Genomic DNA, 16597 nt, shown 5'->3' with positions numbered 1-16597 from the left:
CCGGCGCGAACATCACGAAGGAATCATCGCCTTCGAGGGGGCGCCGGGCAACCCCGGCGCCGATGGCGGCCGGAACGGCCTGGCCACCGGCCACCGGGGCCGCTCACGAGATCCGATCAGCCCTTGAGCAGGGCCCGGGCCATGACGACCTTCTGGATCTGGTTGGTGCCTTCGTAGATCTGCGTGATCTTGGCGTCGCGCATCATCCGCTCCACGGGGAAGTCCCGCGTGTAACCCGCACCGCCGAACAACTGAACCGCGTCCGTGGTGACCTCCATGGCGATGTCCGACGCGTAAGCCTTCGCCGCCGAGGCCATGAACCCGGCCCGCTTGTCCCCACGCTCCGAAGCCGCCGCCGAGGCGTACACGAGGTGACGGGCCGCCTCGATCTTCGTGCCCATGTCGGCCAGCATGAACTGGACGCCCTGGAACTCCGCGATCGACTTGCCGAACTGCTTGCGGTCCTTCACGTACGCCACCGCCGCGTCCAGCGCGCCCTGGGCGATGCCCAGTGCCTGCGCACCGATCGTCGGCCGGGTGTGGTCCAGCGTCCGCAGCGCCGTCTTCAGGCCCGTACCCGGCTCGCCGATGATCCGGTCCTCCGGAATCGTGCAGTTCTCGAAGTAGATCTCACGCGTCGGCGAACCCTTGATGCCGAGCTTCTTCTCCTTCGGGCCCACCGAGAAGCCCGGGTCGTCCTTGTGCACCACGAACGCCGAAATGCCGTTGGCCTTCTTCTCCGCCTCCGGGTCGGTCACCGCCATCACCGTGTACCAGGACGACTCGCCCGCGTTGGTGATCCAGCACTTGGTGCCGTTGAGCACCCAGTGGTCACCGTCGAGCCGGGCGCGCGTGCGCATCGACGCCGTGTCCGACCCCGCCTCGCGCTCCGAGAGCGCGTACGACGCCGACGCCTCGCCCGACGCGATCGAGGGCAGCACCAGCTTCTTCACGCTCTCCGAACCGGACAGGATGATCGGCTGCGTGCCGAGCTTGTTCACCGCCGGGATCAGCGACGCCGACGCGTCCACCCGCGCGACCTCTTCGATCACGATGCACGCGCCGACGGCGTCCGCGCCCTGGCCGTCGTACTCCTCGCCGATGTGCACGGCGTTGAACCCCGACTTGACCAGCGCGTTGTACGCCTCGACCGGGTAACGCTCCTGCTCGTCGACCTCGGCCGCGTACGGCGCGATCTCCTTCTCGGCCAGAGCCCGGACCGCGGCCCGCAGCTCCTCGTGCTCCTCGGCAAGCTGGTACAGGCCGTCGGTCACTTCCGGTCACCTTCTCTACGACGTCGGGAGAGTCTCGCTCGATGTTAGCGCTCGTTCACCGACCGGCTGCGTCCTTGTGTCGCGGACCGCAGAATTCGTAAAGTCGAGTGATGCCGCTCACCGCGCCGACGACGCCGCCCGGTTTGCCCGCCTCCCTCGACTACCCCGAAGTCCCGGTCGGCTCGATCCTCGCCGCGGGCGCCGCGCGCTGGGGCGACCGGACCGCCTTCGCCCACGACGGCGGGAGCCTCACCTTCACCGAGACCTACCGCGCGGCCTGCCGCTTCGCCCACGCGCTGCGGGCGCAGGGCATCGGCCGCGGCGACGTCGTCGCGCTGCACCTGCCGAACTGCCTCGCCTTCCCGGTCGCCTACTACGGCACGCTGCTGGCCGGGGCCACCTTCAGCCCGGCCAACCCGCTGCTCCCGCCGGACGACCTCGCCTTCCAGCTCACCGACTGCGAGGCGGCCGCCGTCGTGACGTTCGGGCCGGTCGCGGGCGCGCTGGCGAGCGTCGCCGACCGGATCCCGGCGCGGCTGACCGTCGTGGCCGGCCCGGCCGGCGACCTGCCCGAAGGCGCTTTCGAGTTCGAGGCGTTCCAAGCCGGCCACCCCGAGACGCGCCCGCCGGTGGACATCGACGTCCACGAAGACCTCGCCCACCTCGCCTACACCGGCGGCACCACCGGCCGGTCGAAGGGCGTGCGGCTCACCCACCGCAACGTCGTGGTCAACACCCTGCAGCACTCGTGCTGGGGCAGCGGCTCGGTCCCGGCGCTCGACCCCCGCGGCGACGTCACCCTCGACCAGATCGGCAGCGAGGAGGAGTGGCCGACCCGCCTGGGCACCGGCGTCGCGATCAACCTGACGCCGTGGTTCCACGCGATGGGCATCATCGGCGGCCTGAACGCGGCGGTGATCGCCGGCACGACGATCGTCCTGCACTCGCGCTTCGACCCGCCTGCGTACGTCGCCGACGCCGAACGGCTGCGCATCACCGGCATCGGCGGCGCGCCCGCGCTGTTCGCCGCGCTGCTCGCGACGCCGTCGTTCCACACCGCGGACCTCTCGTCGGTGCGCGCGATCGGCTCGGGCGCCGCGCCGATGAACCACGCGATGATCAACGCGCTGCGCGAGCGGTTCCCCGGCGTGGTGGTCAGCGAGGGCTACGGCCTCACCGAGGCGACCATGGGCGCGGTGATCTCGCCGACGTACACCTCCGGCACGCGCAAGGTCGGCTCGGTGGGCGTCCCGATCTTCGACACCGAGGTCAAGATCGTCCCGGCCGAGGGCGGCGAAGACCCGCTCCCGGCGGGCGAAAAGGGCGAAGTCTGCCTGCGCGGCCCGCAGATCATGCGCGGCTACCGCAACCGCCCCGAGGAGACGGCGGCCGCTCTGGTCGACGGCTGGCTCCACACGGGCGACATCGGCATCCTCGACGCGGACGGCTACCTGTCCATAGTGGACCGCAAGAAGGACATGCTGCTGTACAAGGGGTACAACGTCTTCCCGCGCGAGCTGGAGGAACTGCTGATCACGATGCCGGGCGTCGCGGCGGCGGCCGTGGTGGGCCGCCCGGACGACGAGGTCGGCGAGCTGCCGGTGGCGTTCGTCGTCCCGCGCGGCTCGCTGGACGCCGACGAGCTGATGGCCGCCGTGAACGAGAAGGTGCTGCCGTACAAGCGGTTGCGGGAGGTGCACGTCGTCGAGCAGATCCCGGTGTCGGCCGCCGGGAAGGTGCTCAAGCGGCAGCTGCGGGAACAGCTGTCAAGCTAACCGGTCGCCGGAGAGCCGGGTGCCGGCCTGCTTGACGTGCCGCAGCAGTGGCGAGACCTCCATGCTCTGCACGCCGGCCAGCGCACCGATCCGGTCGGAGGTGAACTCGAACAGCTCGTCCAGGTCGCGGCAGTGCGCGACGGCGTGGAGGTTGTGCGGCCCGGACACCGCCGCGGCGAAGGCGATCTCGGGTTCCCGGGCCAGCGCGCGCCCGACGCTCTTGACCGCCGACGGGTGCACGCGCAGCCACAGGTTCGCCCCGGCGTGGTAGCCCAGGGCCGTCGCCGCCAGCTCGACGTCGATGTGGACGACCCCGCGGTCGACCAGCGTCCGCAGCCGACGTGAGACGCGGCCAGGAGTCAGGTCCGCCGCCTCGGCGAGGTCGACCAGCGCCGCCCGGCCGTCCTCGGCCAGGACCGCCAGCATCCGCTCGTCCTCGGCGGTCAGCCGGACGGCATCGCGGGCCACCACGGGCGACTCCGTGAACGGCGCGTCGCCGCCGCCCAGCGCCGCCTCCTGCTCCTCGGTCAGCGTGCCGCGCAGGGCGACCCAGTAGTGGCCCCGGCCGCCGACGAACTGCCGCAGCATCGCGGCCGCGTGGATGTCCAGGACCGCCGCCGTCCGCGGGAGGCGCCGGCCGAGCAGGTCGTCCCGCGCTTCCCGGGACCGCGAGCGGACCGCGCAGGTGATCTCCGAGCCGCCGGCGCACAGCGCCACCCAGCTGACGTCCTCCCGCTTCGCGAGCCCGTCGGCGATCGCCTCGACGGCACCCGGCCGGCAGCGCAGCCGGAGCATCCACTTGCTCTGCCCCAGCGCCCCCGGGTCGACGATGCCCGCCACCCGGACGACGCCGTCGGCCCGCAACCGCCGGTACCGCCGGGCGACGGCCGCCTCGGTGACGCCCAACACGGCCGCGATCGAGGCGAACGACGCCCGCGGGGCCACCTGCAGCGCCCGGATGAGACGCACATCTTCAGGCTGCACATCGATGGATTCGGTCATGAGCACCCCCGAAATCGAGGCAATCATACGGAACAGCGCCGCGCACGCACCCCGGCGACGCCACCGGGGCAACACTCGTCAGGTAACCGCGACGAAGGGAACAGCCCATGAAAACCGCCCTCATCGTCGGAGCATCGCGCGGTCTCGGGCACGCGATCGCCGCCGAACTGGTCGCCCGCGGATGGCACGTGATCGGCACCGTCCGCGACCCGGCGGCCCGGACACCGCTGCACGACCTGGCCGACGCCTCGGACGGCCGCGTCGAGATCGAACACCTCGACATCACCACGCCCGAGCAGCTGCCGCCCCTGCACGACCGGCTCTCCGGCCGCCGGCTCGACGTGCTCTTCGTCAACGCCGGCACCGCGAGCAACCAGGACACCCCCATCGGCGAGGTACCGACGTCCGACTTCGTCGACGTCATGGTCACCAACGCCCTCAGCCCCATGCGTGTCATCGAGGCGCTCGAGGACCTCGTGCCCCCGGAGGGTCTCATCGGGGTCATGACGTCCGGCCAGGGCAGCATCACGAACAACGTGACCGGCTCGCGCGAGCTCTACCGCGGCAGCAAAGCGGCGCTGAACATGTTCATGCGCGGCTACGCGGCCCGGCGGACCGAACGGGCGCTGCTGCTCCTGGCCCCCGGCTGGATCCGCACGGCCCTCGGCGGCGACCGAGCTCCGTTCACCGTCGAGGAGTCGGCGCCGCTGATCGTCGACGTCCTCCTGGGCAAGGCCGGCAAGCCCGGCCTCGACTACCTGGACCGCAACGGGGAGACCGTCCCCTGGTGACCCCTCAGCGGCCGGCCTTGGCGCGCAGCGCCGCGTCCTTGTCCAGGACCAGCTTCTCCAGGTCCTGCTGGAACTTCGCCATCTTCGAACGCAGGCCCTCGTCCGACGCCGCCAGGATGCGGACCGCCAGCAGGCCCGCGTTGCGCGCGCCGCCCACCGAGACCGTCGCCACCGGGATGCCCGCCGGCATCTGGACGATCGACAGCAGCGAGTCCATGCCGTCCAGGTACTTCAGCGGGACCGGCACGCCGATCACCGGCAGCACCGTCGCCGAGGCCACCATGCCCGGGAGGTGGGCCGCGCCGCCCGCGCCCGCGATGATCACCCTGATCCCGCGGGCCACCGCCGACGTCGCGTAGTCCAGCATGCGCTGCGGGGTGCGGTGCGCCGAATACACGCCCACCTCGTACTCGACGCCGAACTCGTCCAGCGCTGCGCCGGCCGCCTCCAGCACCGGCCAGTCCGAGTCGCTGCCCATGATCACGCCCGCCTGCGGCGCCATACCCGATACTCCCGTCAGTGGATCTCGTAGCCGTCGAGCCAGACGGCGTGGGACAGCCAGTGCGCCGACAGCAGCGCGCGGTTGCGCAGGTCGTCCATGCGCTCGCCGGTGAAGTTGACGTGCCCGAGCTTGCGCCCCGGCCGCTCCTGCTTGCCGTAGAGGTGCACCCGCACCTCCGGGTACCGCGCGAACAGGTGGTGCAGCCGCTCGTCCGGCCCCATCTCCGGCAGCTCCGGCGCGCCCAGCACGTTCGCCATCACGCACGCCGGCGCGATCAGGTCCGTCCGGCCCAGCGGGTAGTCGAGCACGGCACGCAGGTGCTGCTCGAACTGGGACGTGCGCGAGCCGTCCATGGTCCAGTGCCCGGAGTTGTGCGGGCGCATCGCCAGCTCGTTCACCAGCAGCCCGGTGTCGGTCTCGAACAGCTCGACCGCGAGCAGCCCGGTGACGTCCAGCGTCGACGCGATCCGCAGCGCCAGGTCCTGGGCCTCGTGCACGCGCTCCGGCCCCAGCCCCGGCGCCGGGGCGAGGACCTCAGTGTTGATGCCGGCGGACTGCACCGTCTCGACCACCGGGTACGCCGCGCCCTGGCCGAAGGGCGAGCGGGCGACGAGCGCGGACAGCTCCCGCCGCATCGCCACCTTCTCCTCGACCAGCAGCGCCGTGCCCGCTTCGAGCAGCTCCGGCACCGTCTCCCTGGCGTGCTGCGCGGTGTCCAGCATCCAGACACCGCGGCCGTCGTAGCCGCCGCTGGACGCCTTGAGCACCACCGGCCAGCCGTGCTCGCCGCCGAACGCCACCACGTCGTCCACAGTGGACACCTCGGCGAACGCCGGACCCGGCACGCCGAGCCCGGCCATCATCTCGCGCATGACGAGCTTGTTCTGCGCGAAACCCAGCGCCGACGGCGCCGGCCGGATCGCGTAGCCCTCCATCGCCAGCGTCAGCAGGTGCTCGCCCGGCACGTGCTCGTGGTCGAACGTGAGCACGTCGACCGACGCCGCGAACTTCCGCAGCGCGTCGAGGTCGGTGTGGTGCCCCAGGGTGACGTCGCCCGCGACGAGCCCCGCCGCTTCGTTCTCGCTCGCGGCGAGCACGCGCAGGGACTGGCCGAGGGAGATCGCCGCCTGGTGGGTCATCCGGGCCAGCTGGCCGCCGCCCACCATGCCCACGACGGGCAGACCGGTGTGTTTGTCCATAGCCTGCTCAGACTAAACGGTGACCACCTGCGGTGACCGCCGGACCAGCCGTAGCTCACGCCCCGCGAGCCCGAGGATCCCGGCCGCCGCCGCGAGCACGTAGACGTTGCCGAGGACGGACCAGCCCAGGCCCCAGCCGAACTCCGTGTCGCCGCCGTTGGGCACCAGCATCACGATCTGCGAGACGAACAGCAGCGCGACCGCCGCCGCGGCCCACCACCGCGCCTTGACCACGAGCAGCGTGAGCAACGGCACGCACCAGACCCAGTGGTGCGACCACGACACCGGCGACAGCAGCAGCCCGTAGAACGCCGTCACCAGCAATGCGGCGGCGTCCTCGCCCCGCCGGTGCAGCCGCACGACCAGCCACACCGCGGGCACGGCCAGCACCGCCGCCACCCCGACCGCCACCGCCAGCGACCAGGGCGCCAGCTGCGAAGCCCGGTTGACCAGCCCGTTGAGCGACTGGTTGAAGATCCAGTGCACCGACCCGACCCGGCTCGGGTCGGTCGCCGAATCCCGCCAGAACCGTGCCGCGTCGACCGGGATGATCGCGAACATCACCGCTTCGAGCGCCACGAACGTGCCCAGGGCCCGCAGCCCGTCCTTCCACCGGCCCGTGAAGAACAGGTGCGGCACGAAGATCAGCGGGGTGAGCTTGATCGCCGCCGCCACGCCGATCAGCACGCCCGCCCACCGCGACCCGCGAAGAGAGAGCACCAGGACGTCCAGCACCACGAACGCCATCAGTATCAAGTTGATCTGGCCCAGGAACAGCGTCTTCCACACCGGTTCCAGTACCAGAGCGGCGGCCGTTCCCCCCGGCAACGCCCACCACCTTCTTCCCAGAAGGGATGCACGCCCCGGCGGCGACGAAACCACCGTGATGACGACGATAAGGGCGACCACCGACAAAAACGCGATCACGCCCCACACCAGGCCGGACGGCACCAGCGCGAGCGGCAGGAACAGCGGCGCGGCGGCCGGGGTGTAGGTGAACGGCAGCCGCACCCAGTCCGGCAGCGCGGTCAGCACGTCCCGCGTGTAGAGCGGGTCGCCGTGCACCAGCGTCAGCGCGCCGGCGCGGTAGACGGCGCTGTCCGCGCCCAGGTGCCACCCGGCCAGCCAGACGACGACCCCGAAGGCGAGCACCAGCAGCGCGATCCCGCCGGCCAGGAGGAGGCCGAGCCGGCCCCGCGCCTCAGACGCCGGTCGTGACGTCGACATGTGCGGCCGCCCTCTTCCGCGCCCGCCGCTGCAGGCCCCAGCGCAGGATCAGCGCCGCGGCCAGCACGACCGGCATCAGGATGTAGGCGTCCCCCAGTACGTTCTGCCACACCTTCCAGTGCAGCTCGACGTTGCGGCCGTTCGGCAGGATCAGCAGTACGCAGCTGACGAACACGAACGCCACCAGGCCGGTCCCGACCCAGCGCTTCCACGCGGTCTTCGGGGTGGTCTTCGGCAGCCGCGAGACCAGCAGCACGATCAGCGGGATCACCCACACCCAGTGGTGGGTCCACGAGATCGGCGAGATCAGCAGCGTCCAGAAGGCGGTGACGAGCAGCGCCGCCAGCGCCTGGCCCTTGCGGTGGAAGCGGATCAGCAGCCACAGCGCCGGGACGGCGAGCAGGAACCCGATGCCCATCGCCGCCTTCGACGCCCACGGCGCGAGGTCGGTGGCCCGGTTCATCAGCGCGTTCAGCGACTGGTTGCCCGCCCAGTGCACCGGCCCGATCCGGCCGGTGTCCGGCAGCGTGACGGTCCAGTACTTGGCCGCGTCGTGCGAGTTGATCAGGAACATCAGCCCCTGCAGCACGACGAACGTCGCGAAGCCGCGGATCGCGTCCATCCGCCGTCCGGTGATGAACAGGTGCCCGAGGAACACCAGCGGCGTCAGCTTGATCGCCGCCGCGACGCCGACCAGCACGCCGCCCCAGCGGCTCCCCCGGGCGCCGATGACCAGCATGTCCAGCAGGATCATGGCCATCAGGACCAGGTTGATCTGGCCGAGGAAGATCGTCCGCCACACCGGCTCGAGGCCGAGGAAGACCAGGAAGAACACGATGGTCGAGCGGGCGGGCGAGGCCCACCAGCGCGGCCCGTCCTCGGCCGGGCGGGGCAGGGCGCCGATCGCGATCCGGATCGACAGGGCCATCGCGCCCAGCGAGATCGCGGTGATCAGGCCCCAGGAGATCTGCGTCGGGAACGCGGCGAGCGGCACGAAGATCAGCGCGGCCGTCGGCGGGTAGGTGAAGGGCAGCAGCGCCCACCACGGCTCGGGGGCGAGGGTGTTGGCGTCGTAGAGCGAGTCGCCGTGCAGCAGCGTGAGCGCGCCGGCCCGGTAGACCGCGCTGTCGACGCCGAGCACCCAGTCGTGCTGCCAGCCGTAGATGCCGTACCCGATCGCGACCAGCGGGATCACCGCGAGGATCAGGATCGACCGCGGGCGGACGGACAGGCGGGCGAGTGACTTGCGCAGGGCCAGGCGGTGCTGCGGTCTGGCCGCGACTGGGCCGTCGACGTCGGTGGGTACGGTCCGGGTCACCTCACCAGGAAATCATGGCCCGCGCGATCCCGGTCGGAAGGGTCCGGGCGGAACCGGACTTTTCGCCTGTTCTACACCCGGGCGAGCCGCGCCAGCAGGTCGCAGGCCATTTCGTGGGTGGCGGGCAGGCGCACGGCGGACACCCGCGGCCGGCCGGCGTCGGCCAGCTGCGAGTCGACCGACAGCCGCTCGTGCAACGCCCTTCGCAACGCGACGCCGTGCGAAGCGACGCTTTCGTCCTTCGGGACCAGCGCGGCGACGACGGACGGCCCCAGCGAAGCGACGCTCTCCCCGCTCTCGAACACCGCCCGCAGGGCATCGGCGACCAGGATCATCCCGGTCAGCCGCGGGAACCCGGCGATCGAGCTGAGGTCGAGCGAGACGACCAGCAGGACGTGGTCCTCGGCGGCGGGCTTCTCGCGCGCGGCCGCGGCCTGGTAGACCTCGGCGAGCCGGGTGCGCAGGTAGGCGGCGGAGGGCAGGCCGGTCAGCGGGTCGGTGACCTCGGTGTGCACGAGCTGGTCGGTGGCGACGTCGGCCCAGGCCAGCGCCGTGGTCCGGAGCAGCCGCGCCGGGGTGGCGTCGACGTCCGGCGCGACGAAGCCGTCGTCGCCGTGGTCGAGCACCGCGTGCAGCGCGGCCAGGTCGGCGAGGGTTTCCGCGAGGCCGGCGCCGGCCGCCGCCCGGGCCCTGGCCAGCCCGGCCAGGGCGGTCTCGGCGGCTTCCACCCGCCCCTTGGCCAGCACCGTCGCGCAGACGGCGTCGACCTCGGGCAGGGCCCAGTCGCTGGGGAACCGCCACCCCGCGGCCAGGCTGGCCGTGCGCCAGCGGGCCCGCAGCGCGAGCAGGGCGCGGTCGGCAAGCGGAGCGTCACCGGGGCCGGAACGCGTAGCCGGAACGTCCACTGGCCCCCTGTCCCTTTCATCCGGTCCGTTTCGATCTTGCTCGGTGCTTCACGGTGAGGACGTGCCCCACCGGATCCCGTGACGCGTACTCGCGACTTTTGTTCCGAAGCTTTTCAACGACGCGACCCGGGGATGGGTGATTTTGCTCCGCCGTCGGAGTCAACACCCCGACCACCGCGTGACGGCCCGGGGTGGGTCAGTCACACTTGTCTCGCGCCCCGGACCGGCCTGTAATGGCAGGTCCTGGCCCTAACCGACCGAGGAGTGCCGTGTCCACCGTTCCCGCCGATCTCAGCGGAAAGAGTGACGCCGAGCTGATCGCCGAGGTCCGCGCCGGGAAGATCGAGTCGTACGGGCCGCTCTACGAACGCCACACCGGCGCGGCGCACAACCTCGCTCGTCAGCTGGCCCGGTCGAGCTCGGAAGCCGACGACCTCGTGTCCGAGGCGTTCGCCAAGGTGCTGGACACGCTGCGTGGTGGCAAGGGGCCGGACACAGCCTTCCGGGCGTACCTGCTGACTGCGCTGCGTCACACCGCGTACGACCGCACGCGCAAGGAACGCCGGGTCGACCTCAACGAGGACATGACCGACGTCCCGTCCGAAGCGCTGACCGTTCCGTTCTCCGACACCGCGGTCGCCGGGCTCGAGCGGACGATGGCCGCCAAGGCGTTCGCGCGGCTGCCCGAACGCTGGCAGGCGGTGCTCTGGCACACCGAGATCGAACAGCAGAGCCCGGCCGAGGTCGCGCCGCTGCTGGGCTTGACGGCGAACGGCGTCTCGGCGCTCGCCTACCGCGCCCGCGAGGGCCTTCGCCAGGCGTACCTGCAGGTCCACCTGCAGGAGAACGCCGAGGAACGCTGCCGCGCGTGCGCCGAGCGGCTCGGCGCGTGGACCCGCGACGGGCTGTCCAAACGCGAACGCAACCAGGTCGAGAACCACCTCGACGAGTGCGAGAACTGCCGCGCGCTGGCCGCGGAGCTCGCCGACGTCAACGGCGGGCTGCGCGCGATCATCGCCCCGATCGTCCTGGGCGGCGCGGCGCTCGGCTACCTCGCGACCATCGGCGCGGCGAAGGCGAGCGCGGTCACCGCGGGCGCGGCGGCCGTCGGCGCCGCGGCGGCCGGGGGCAAGGCCGGCGCGGCCGCGGGAGCCGCCGCCGCGGGACCCCGCCAGTTCGCCGGGGTCGCGGCCTCGGGCACGGCGGTCGTCGCGGCCGTCGTCATCGCGCTCACCGCCGGTGGTGGTGCGCAGGAGATCCCCGTCGCGGCCCAGCAGCCGCCGCCCGCGGCCCAGCCGGTTCAGCCGGTCCAGCCCCCGGCGCCCCCCAAGCCCGCGCCGCCGGCCCCGCCCGCACCGCCGCCCCCGCCAGTGGCGCCGGCGGTCGAGCCCCCGCCGCCCGCGGTCGAACCACCCGCGCCGGCACCACCGGCCCCGGCGCCGCCCGCTCCGGCCCCGCCGTCGATGTCCGCGACGGCCCCGCCGGACGGCGTCGAACTCACCCCCGGCTCCGCGACGAACCTGCCCATCACCGTCCGCAACGACGGCGGGAGCGTGTCCGAACCGGTGGCCGTGGCGCTGAAGCTGCCGCCGGGCGTGCACGCGGTCGACACCGGTGGTGGCGGCGCGCCGATGGCGTTCGCCCAGGCCGGCGCCCCGATCTCGGTGAACTGCCCCGGCGGCGACGGCACGGTGACGTGCAAGACCGGCGCCGGCCTGCAGCCCGGCGAGAGCGCGACGCTGAACTTCCGGCTCCAGGCCGACGAGGACGCCCAAGGCGGCACGGTGACCGGGTCGGTCACGGCCGGCGTGCAGATCAACGTCTCGGTGAGCGTCAAGGTCACCGTGAAGCAGCCGCCGGACGCGGTGGTCCTCGAAGCCCAGGGTGACGGGCTCTCGGCGTTCCCGTGGACCCGCAACCCGCTGGTCTACGTGCGGGTCCGCAACACCGGCGAGACGACCCGGCCGGTCACGGTCACCTTCGACCACCCGCTGTGGCAGTGGTGGAGCCTGCGCGGCTTCCCCTGCACCACGACGTCCGAGGGCGCGAGCTGCACGACGAAGAGCGCGGTCGCCCCCGGCCAGCACGTCAACCTGTGGGTGCGGCTGAAAGGCCGTCCCGACGACGGGCGCGTCACCATCGACGCCACGCTCGGCAAGGCCGCGGCCGCGCCGGTGACGATCGACTTCGGCTGCTACCACCACTGGTGCGGCAAGGACCCGCTGCCGAGGCCGACACCCTCGACGACGCCGTCGAAGCCGACGCCGACGAAGCCGTCGAAGCCCACGTCCACGCCGCCGACCACGACGTCGGAGACCGAGCCGACGGTCGAGCCGCCGACGTCGTCGACCACGACCAGCGCGCCGCCGCGGCCGGGCACGAAGCCGGGCAACCAGCCGCCGACCGTCACCCCCGAGAAGGGATTCGGCTGGCTGACCGGGTAGCGTCCGCGCGGTGCGCGAGCTGCTGAAGAAGCATCGCGAGCTCCTCCGCTTCGCCGTCGTCGGCGGGATCAGCTTCGTGATCACGATGTCCGTCAACTACGGCCTGAAGTTCACCGTGCTGCGGACCCACCCGGTCACGGCGCTGATCGTAGGCGTCCTCGTCGCGACGATCTTCTCCTACGTCGCCAACCGCGAGTGGTCGTTCCGCACCCGCGGCGGCCGCGAGCGCCACCACGAAGCCGCGCTGTTCTTCCTGTTCAGCGGCATCGCGCTGGGCCTGAACGCGCTGCCGCAGTGGTTCTCGCGGTACGTGCTTGACCTGCAGGCCCCGCGGCTGTCGCCGTTCGGCGTCGAGGTGGCCGACTTCGTCAGCGGGATCATCATCGGGACGCTGCTGGGCACGGCGTTCCGCTGGTGGGCGTTCAAGAAGTGGGTGTTCCCGGCCGAAGGGGCGCGGCCGCTGGAGGTCGTGGAAGATCCGGACATTCAGGACCGCAAGGCCGCCTGAACCACAGGTCAACGCGGTGTGTCCCTAGACTGCGTGGTGTGACCGTTGTGGAAACCGTGCTCAAGCGCACGCCGGAGCCACTGCGTTCGGTGCTGATCAAGCACCGGGAGCTGCTGAAGTTCGGCATCGTGGGCGGAACGACGTTCCTGGTCGACAACGGGGTCTGGTACCTGCTCAAGCTCTCGGTGCTGGAGTCGAAACCGACCACCGCCAAGGCGATCGCGATCATCGTCGCGACGATCGTGTCGTACATCCTCAACCGCGAGTGGTCCTTCCGCACCCGCGGCGGCCGCGAGCGCCACCACGAAGCCGCGCTGTTCTTCGTGATCAGCGGGGTCGCGGTCGTGGTCAACCTGATCCCGCTGTACGTGTCCCGGTACGTCCTGGACCTGGAAGTCCCGCACGTGACGCGGCTGGTGCAGGAGGTCGCGGACTTCGCGAGCGGGTCGATCATCGGCATGCTGCTGGCGATGTTCTTCCGCTTCTGGGGGTTCAAGAAGTGGGTGTTCCCGGACGAGCTGGGCGAACGCCGCCGGGACACCGGCGACGTGACCCGGCTGCGCTGAGCAAAGTACTTGTCTTCTGACATGTAGTTGTCTACAGTCATCCTCGTCAGTGTTCCTTCGTGAGGACGCCGTCCGGGTTCGGCCGGGCGAGCGGGACGATTCGAGGTGGTTTCCGAGCGCGAAGAGGTCGCACCTGCCCCGCAGGTGACGATGGAACCTTTTCCCGGCTCGACGGGGCGTGCGTAAAAGCACGTCCGCACCTCTCGTCCCTTCTGACGAAACAAGGACTTCCTCTTGAGCACGACCGCGCTGAAACGCGCCCAAAAACCGGCACTCGCCGGCCTGTTCCTGTCCGTCTTCCTCGCGATGCTCGACGCCCAGGTCGTCGCCACCGCACTCCCCCGGATAGCCGCCGACTTCGGCACCACCGGCACCTACGCCTGGGTCACCACCGCCTACCTGCTCGCCGGGAGCGTCACCGCTCCCCTCTACGGCAAGCTCGGCGACACCTTCGGCCGCAAGCGCGTGCTCCTCGGCGCGCTCGCCCTGTTCCTGCTCGGCTCGCTGGCCTGCGGGCTCGCGCCGTCGGCCGCGACGCTCGTCGCGGGGCGCGTGCTGCAGGGCGCCGGCTCCGGTGGCCTCTTCGTCTCCGTCGGCGCTTCGCTCGGCGAGATGTTCACGCCCCGCGAAGGCGCGAAGTACTTCGGATGGTTCTCGATCTGCTTCGCCGTCGCGTCGCTCGCCGGGCCCGTGGCCGGCGGGCTGCTCACCGGCGTCGCCGGGTGGCGGTCGATCTTCCTGATCAACCTGCCGCTCGGCCTCGCCGCCGCCGCCCTGCTGCGGAACCTCGACCTGCCGAGACGACGGCGGGAAGCACCGTTCGACTTCGCCGGCGTCGTCCTGCTCGGCTGCGCCGTCACCGGGTTCACCCTGCTCACGCCGTGGTCGGCCGCGCTCGGTGCCGTCGCGGCCGTCGCCTTCGTGCTCGTCGAACGCAAAGCTGAAGCGCCGGTGCTGCCGCTGCGGCTGTTCAGGGATCGGACGTTCACCGCGTCCGTCCTGCTCAGCGTGCTCGCCGGGTTCGCGTTCCTCGGCTCCGTCAACTACATCGCCGTCTTCCTCCAGCAGGACGCGGGACCGGCCGAAGGCGGTCTCCTGCTCGCGCCGATGACGCTCGCCGTGGCCGCTTCCTCCGTCGTCGCGAGCAAGGTCATCGCCCGCACCGGCCACTACCGCTGGGCCCCGCGGCTCAGCATGGCGCTCGGCCTGCTCGCCGTCCTCGGCCTGCTCACCGTCGACGCGCTCCCGCAGGCCGTGGCCTGCCTGGTCGTCTTCGGCATCGCGGCCGGGCTGAACCTGCAAGTCCTCGCCCTCGCCACGCAAAACACCGCACCACCGGCGGACCGCGGCGCGGTCGCCGCCGGCGTCAACCTCGCCCGCGCGCTCGGCTCGAGCCTCGGCCCGGTCGCGCTCGGCTTCGCCTACACCGCCGGCACCCACGGCGTCTTCCTCGCCCTGCTGCCGGTCCTCGCGCTCGCCCTCGTCACGGCGTTCGCGCTCCCCCACGTCCCGCTCCGCGGAAAAGGAGAACCCCGATGATCTTCGTCCTCGGCGCCACCGGCAAGGTCGGCCGCGCCCTCGTCCCCGCCCTGCTCGACGCCGGCGCCGCCGTCCGCGCGCTGACCCGCGACCCGGCCAAGGCCCGGATCGACCCGCGCGCCGAAGTCGTGCGGGCCGATCTCGAGACCGCGGACCTGCCCGCGCTGTTCGACGGCGCGGACCGCGTCTTCGTGCTCACCCAGGGCCACCGCGCCGAACTCGAAGCGTCGGTCGCCCAAGCCGCCGCCCGCGCCGGCGTCACCCACCTCGTCAAGCTGTCCACCACCGGTGTCCACTTCGGACAGAAGGACCCGATCACCCGCGCCCATGCCGAAGCCGAGCAGGCGGTCCGCGAAGCCGGGCCGGCCTGGACGATCCTGCGGCCCGGTGCGTTCATGGACAACCGGTTCGCGTGGCTCGGTTCGATCCGCGACGAGAACACCGTTTACGTGCCCGAGGGCGACCCCGCGTCGGCTCTCGTCCACGTCCGGGACATCGCCGCGGTCGCGACCCTCGCCCTCACGACGTCCGGGCACGAAGGCGCGACCTACGAACTGACCGGCGGTGAAGCGCTCACCACCGCCGAGCAGGTCACGATTCTCGCCGACGCGATCGGCCGTCCGATTGAATTCGTCGAAGAACCGGAAACCGCCGCGCGGGAACGCATGGTGCGCCGATTCGGCTGGCCCGCCGAAGCCGTCGACGGATTTTTCGCGTTGAAGCGGGAATCCGCGGAGTTCGAACACGTCGTGTTCGACACCGTCGGACGCCTGCTCGGCCGGCCACCGCTGACCTTCGCGAAATGGGCACGTGAGAACGCGGCCGCATTCACCTACCATTACGGGGGGTGACAGCGGGGAGGTGACCGGATGGGTCTGCGCGTGCTCGTCGTGGACGACCACCCGTTGTTCCGGTTCGGCGTGTGCACGCTGCTGGACGCCGAGCCCGAGATCGAAATCGTGGGCGAGGCGGCCAGCGGCGCCGCGGCGATCGAGGCCGCGTCCGCGCTGCTGCCGGACGTCGTGGTGATGGACCTGCACCTGCCCGACCTGTCCGGGATCCAGGCGACCCGGCACATCGCGGCCGTCAGCCCGGACACCGGCGTGCTGATGCTGACGATGGCCGACGAGAGCGAGTCGGTCTTCGCGGCGATGCGCGCCGGTGCCCGCGGCTACCTGCTGAAGGACGCCGAGCCCGACGAAATCATCCGCGCCGTCCAGGCGGTCGCGCGGCGCGAAGCCATCTTCGGCCCCGATATCGCGAACCGCGTGCTCGGCTTCTTCAACCAGCCGCCACCCACGAGCGAGCCGGTGTTCCCGGAGCTGACCGGGCGCGAGCGCGAGGTCCTGTCCCTGATCGCGGCCGGGCACAGCAACGGCGTCATCGCGAACACGCTCTGCCTGAGCCCGAAGACAGTGCGCAACCACATCTCCAACGTCTTCGCCAAACTGCACGTCGCCGACCGCGCCGAAGCGATCGTCCGGGCGCGCGACGCGGGACTCGGCCGGTCCTGACGGGCAGCCTGTCCGGGCAAATCGGGACGCCGG

15 protein-coding genes are annotated in these 16597 nt (G+C 71.7%); 8 read left to right on the top strand and 7 right to left on the bottom strand.

The annotated features are described in order from the left end of the window. Window positions 1-116 precede the first annotated feature (116 nt). Window positions 117-1274: an acyl-CoA dehydrogenase family protein gene (locus ACWEVP_RS41330; RefSeq protein ID WP_452068040.1), complete on the bottom strand. Its 1158-nt coding sequence runs from the start codon at window positions 1272-1274 to the stop codon at window positions 117-119. Window positions 1275-1384: 110 nt separating this feature from the next. On the opposite strand from ACWEVP_RS41330, the gene ACWEVP_RS41325 reads away from it, so the two are divergent. Next, window positions 1385-3049 carry a class I adenylate-forming enzyme family protein gene (locus ACWEVP_RS41325; RefSeq protein WP_452068039.1) on the top strand — a complete coding sequence of 555 codons (1665 nt, stop codon included), beginning with the start codon at window positions 1385-1387 and terminating at the stop codon, window positions 3047-3049. Here the strand turns inward: ACWEVP_RS41325 and ACWEVP_RS41320 are convergent. After that, the gene (locus tag ACWEVP_RS41320) at window positions 3041-4018 is read right to left on the bottom strand and encodes an Lrp/AsnC family transcriptional regulator (RefSeq protein WP_452068038.1); all 978 of its coding nucleotides are present in this window, start codon (window positions 4016-4018) and stop codon (window positions 3041-3043) included. The genes ACWEVP_RS41325 and ACWEVP_RS41320 overlap by 9 nt on opposite strands. A 140-nt stretch (window positions 4019-4158) precedes the next feature. On the opposite strand from ACWEVP_RS41320, the gene ACWEVP_RS41315 reads away from it, so the two are divergent. Continuing rightward, the gene (locus tag ACWEVP_RS41315) at window positions 4159-4842 is read left to right on the top strand and encodes an SDR family NAD(P)-dependent oxidoreductase (RefSeq protein WP_452068037.1); all 684 of its coding nucleotides are present in this window, start codon (window positions 4159-4161) and stop codon (window positions 4840-4842) included. Window positions 4843-4846: 4 nt separating this feature from the next. On the opposite strand, the gene purE is transcribed toward ACWEVP_RS41315, so the two are convergent. The 5 genes from purE to ACWEVP_RS41290 all read right to left on the bottom strand — a co-directional run bounded on the left by purE (window position 4847) and on the right by ACWEVP_RS41290 (window position 9993). Then, window positions 4847-5344: a 5-(carboxyamino)imidazole ribonucleotide mutase gene (gene purE / locus ACWEVP_RS41310; RefSeq protein ID WP_452068036.1), complete on the bottom strand. Its 498-nt coding sequence runs from the start codon at window positions 5342-5344 to the stop codon at window positions 4847-4849. A 14-nt stretch (window positions 5345-5358) separates the two neighbouring features. Further along, entirely contained in the window at window positions 5359-6543 is a 1185-nt protein-coding gene (locus tag ACWEVP_RS41305; protein WP_452068035.1) for a 5-(carboxyamino)imidazole ribonucleotide synthase, read from the bottom strand. Window positions 6544-6555: 12 nt separating this feature from the next. Continuing rightward, on the bottom strand, window positions 6556-7770 hold the full coding sequence (locus tag ACWEVP_RS41300) for a glycosyltransferase 87 family protein (RefSeq protein ID WP_452068034.1): 1215 nt from the start codon (window positions 7768-7770) through the stop codon (window positions 6556-6558). Then, window positions 7745-9088 (bottom strand): glycosyltransferase 87 family protein, encoded by a 1344-nt coding sequence (locus ACWEVP_RS41295; protein ID WP_452068033.1) that lies wholly within the window; start codon window positions 9086-9088, stop codon window positions 7745-7747. The genes ACWEVP_RS41300 and ACWEVP_RS41295 overlap by 26 nt, the downstream gene beginning before the upstream one ends. A gap of 71 nt (window positions 9089-9159) precedes the next feature. Beyond that, window positions 9160-9993: a GGDEF domain-containing protein gene (locus ACWEVP_RS41290; RefSeq protein WP_452068032.1), complete on the bottom strand. Its 834-nt coding sequence runs from the start codon at window positions 9991-9993 to the stop codon at window positions 9160-9162. A 269-nt stretch (window positions 9994-10262) separates the two neighbouring features. Here ACWEVP_RS41290 and ACWEVP_RS41285 point away from each other — a divergent pair, with 269 nt between their 5' ends. The 6 genes from ACWEVP_RS41285 to ACWEVP_RS41260 all read left to right on the top strand — a co-directional run bounded on the left by ACWEVP_RS41285 (window position 10263) and on the right by ACWEVP_RS41260 (window position 16564). Further along, window positions 10263-12437: a sigma-70 family RNA polymerase sigma factor gene (locus tag ACWEVP_RS41285; protein ID WP_452068031.1), complete on the top strand. Its 2175-nt coding sequence runs from the start codon at window positions 10263-10265 to the stop codon at window positions 12435-12437. 10 nt (window positions 12438-12447) lie between these two features. After that, window positions 12448-12945 carry a GtrA family protein gene (locus tag ACWEVP_RS41280; protein ID WP_452068030.1) on the top strand — a complete coding sequence of 166 codons (498 nt, stop codon included), beginning with the start codon at window positions 12448-12450 and terminating at the stop codon, window positions 12943-12945. Window positions 12946-12983: 38 nt separating this feature from the next. Further along, window positions 12984-13511 (top strand): GtrA family protein, encoded by a 528-nt coding sequence (locus tag ACWEVP_RS41275; protein ID WP_452068029.1) that lies wholly within the window; start codon window positions 12984-12986, stop codon window positions 13509-13511. A gap of 234 nt (window positions 13512-13745) precedes the next feature. Further along, entirely contained in the window at window positions 13746-15050 is a 1305-nt protein-coding gene (locus tag ACWEVP_RS41270) for an MFS transporter (RefSeq protein ID WP_452068028.1), read from the top strand. Next, window positions 15047-15901 (top strand): NAD(P)H-binding protein, encoded by an 855-nt coding sequence (locus ACWEVP_RS41265; RefSeq protein WP_452068027.1) that lies wholly within the window; start codon window positions 15047-15049, stop codon window positions 15899-15901. The genes ACWEVP_RS41270 and ACWEVP_RS41265 overlap by 4 nt, the downstream gene beginning before the upstream one ends. A gap of 18 nt (window positions 15902-15919) precedes the next feature. After that, window positions 15920-16564, top strand: coding sequence for a response regulator (locus ACWEVP_RS41260; protein ID WP_452068026.1), 645 nt, complete (start codon window positions 15920-15922; stop codon window positions 16562-16564). Window positions 16565-16597: the final 33 nt, after the last annotated feature.

It is taken from the genome of Amycolatopsis sp. NPDC003865 (assembly GCF_053605345.1).
This window is presented reverse-complemented; position numbering and strand designations above follow the sequence as displayed.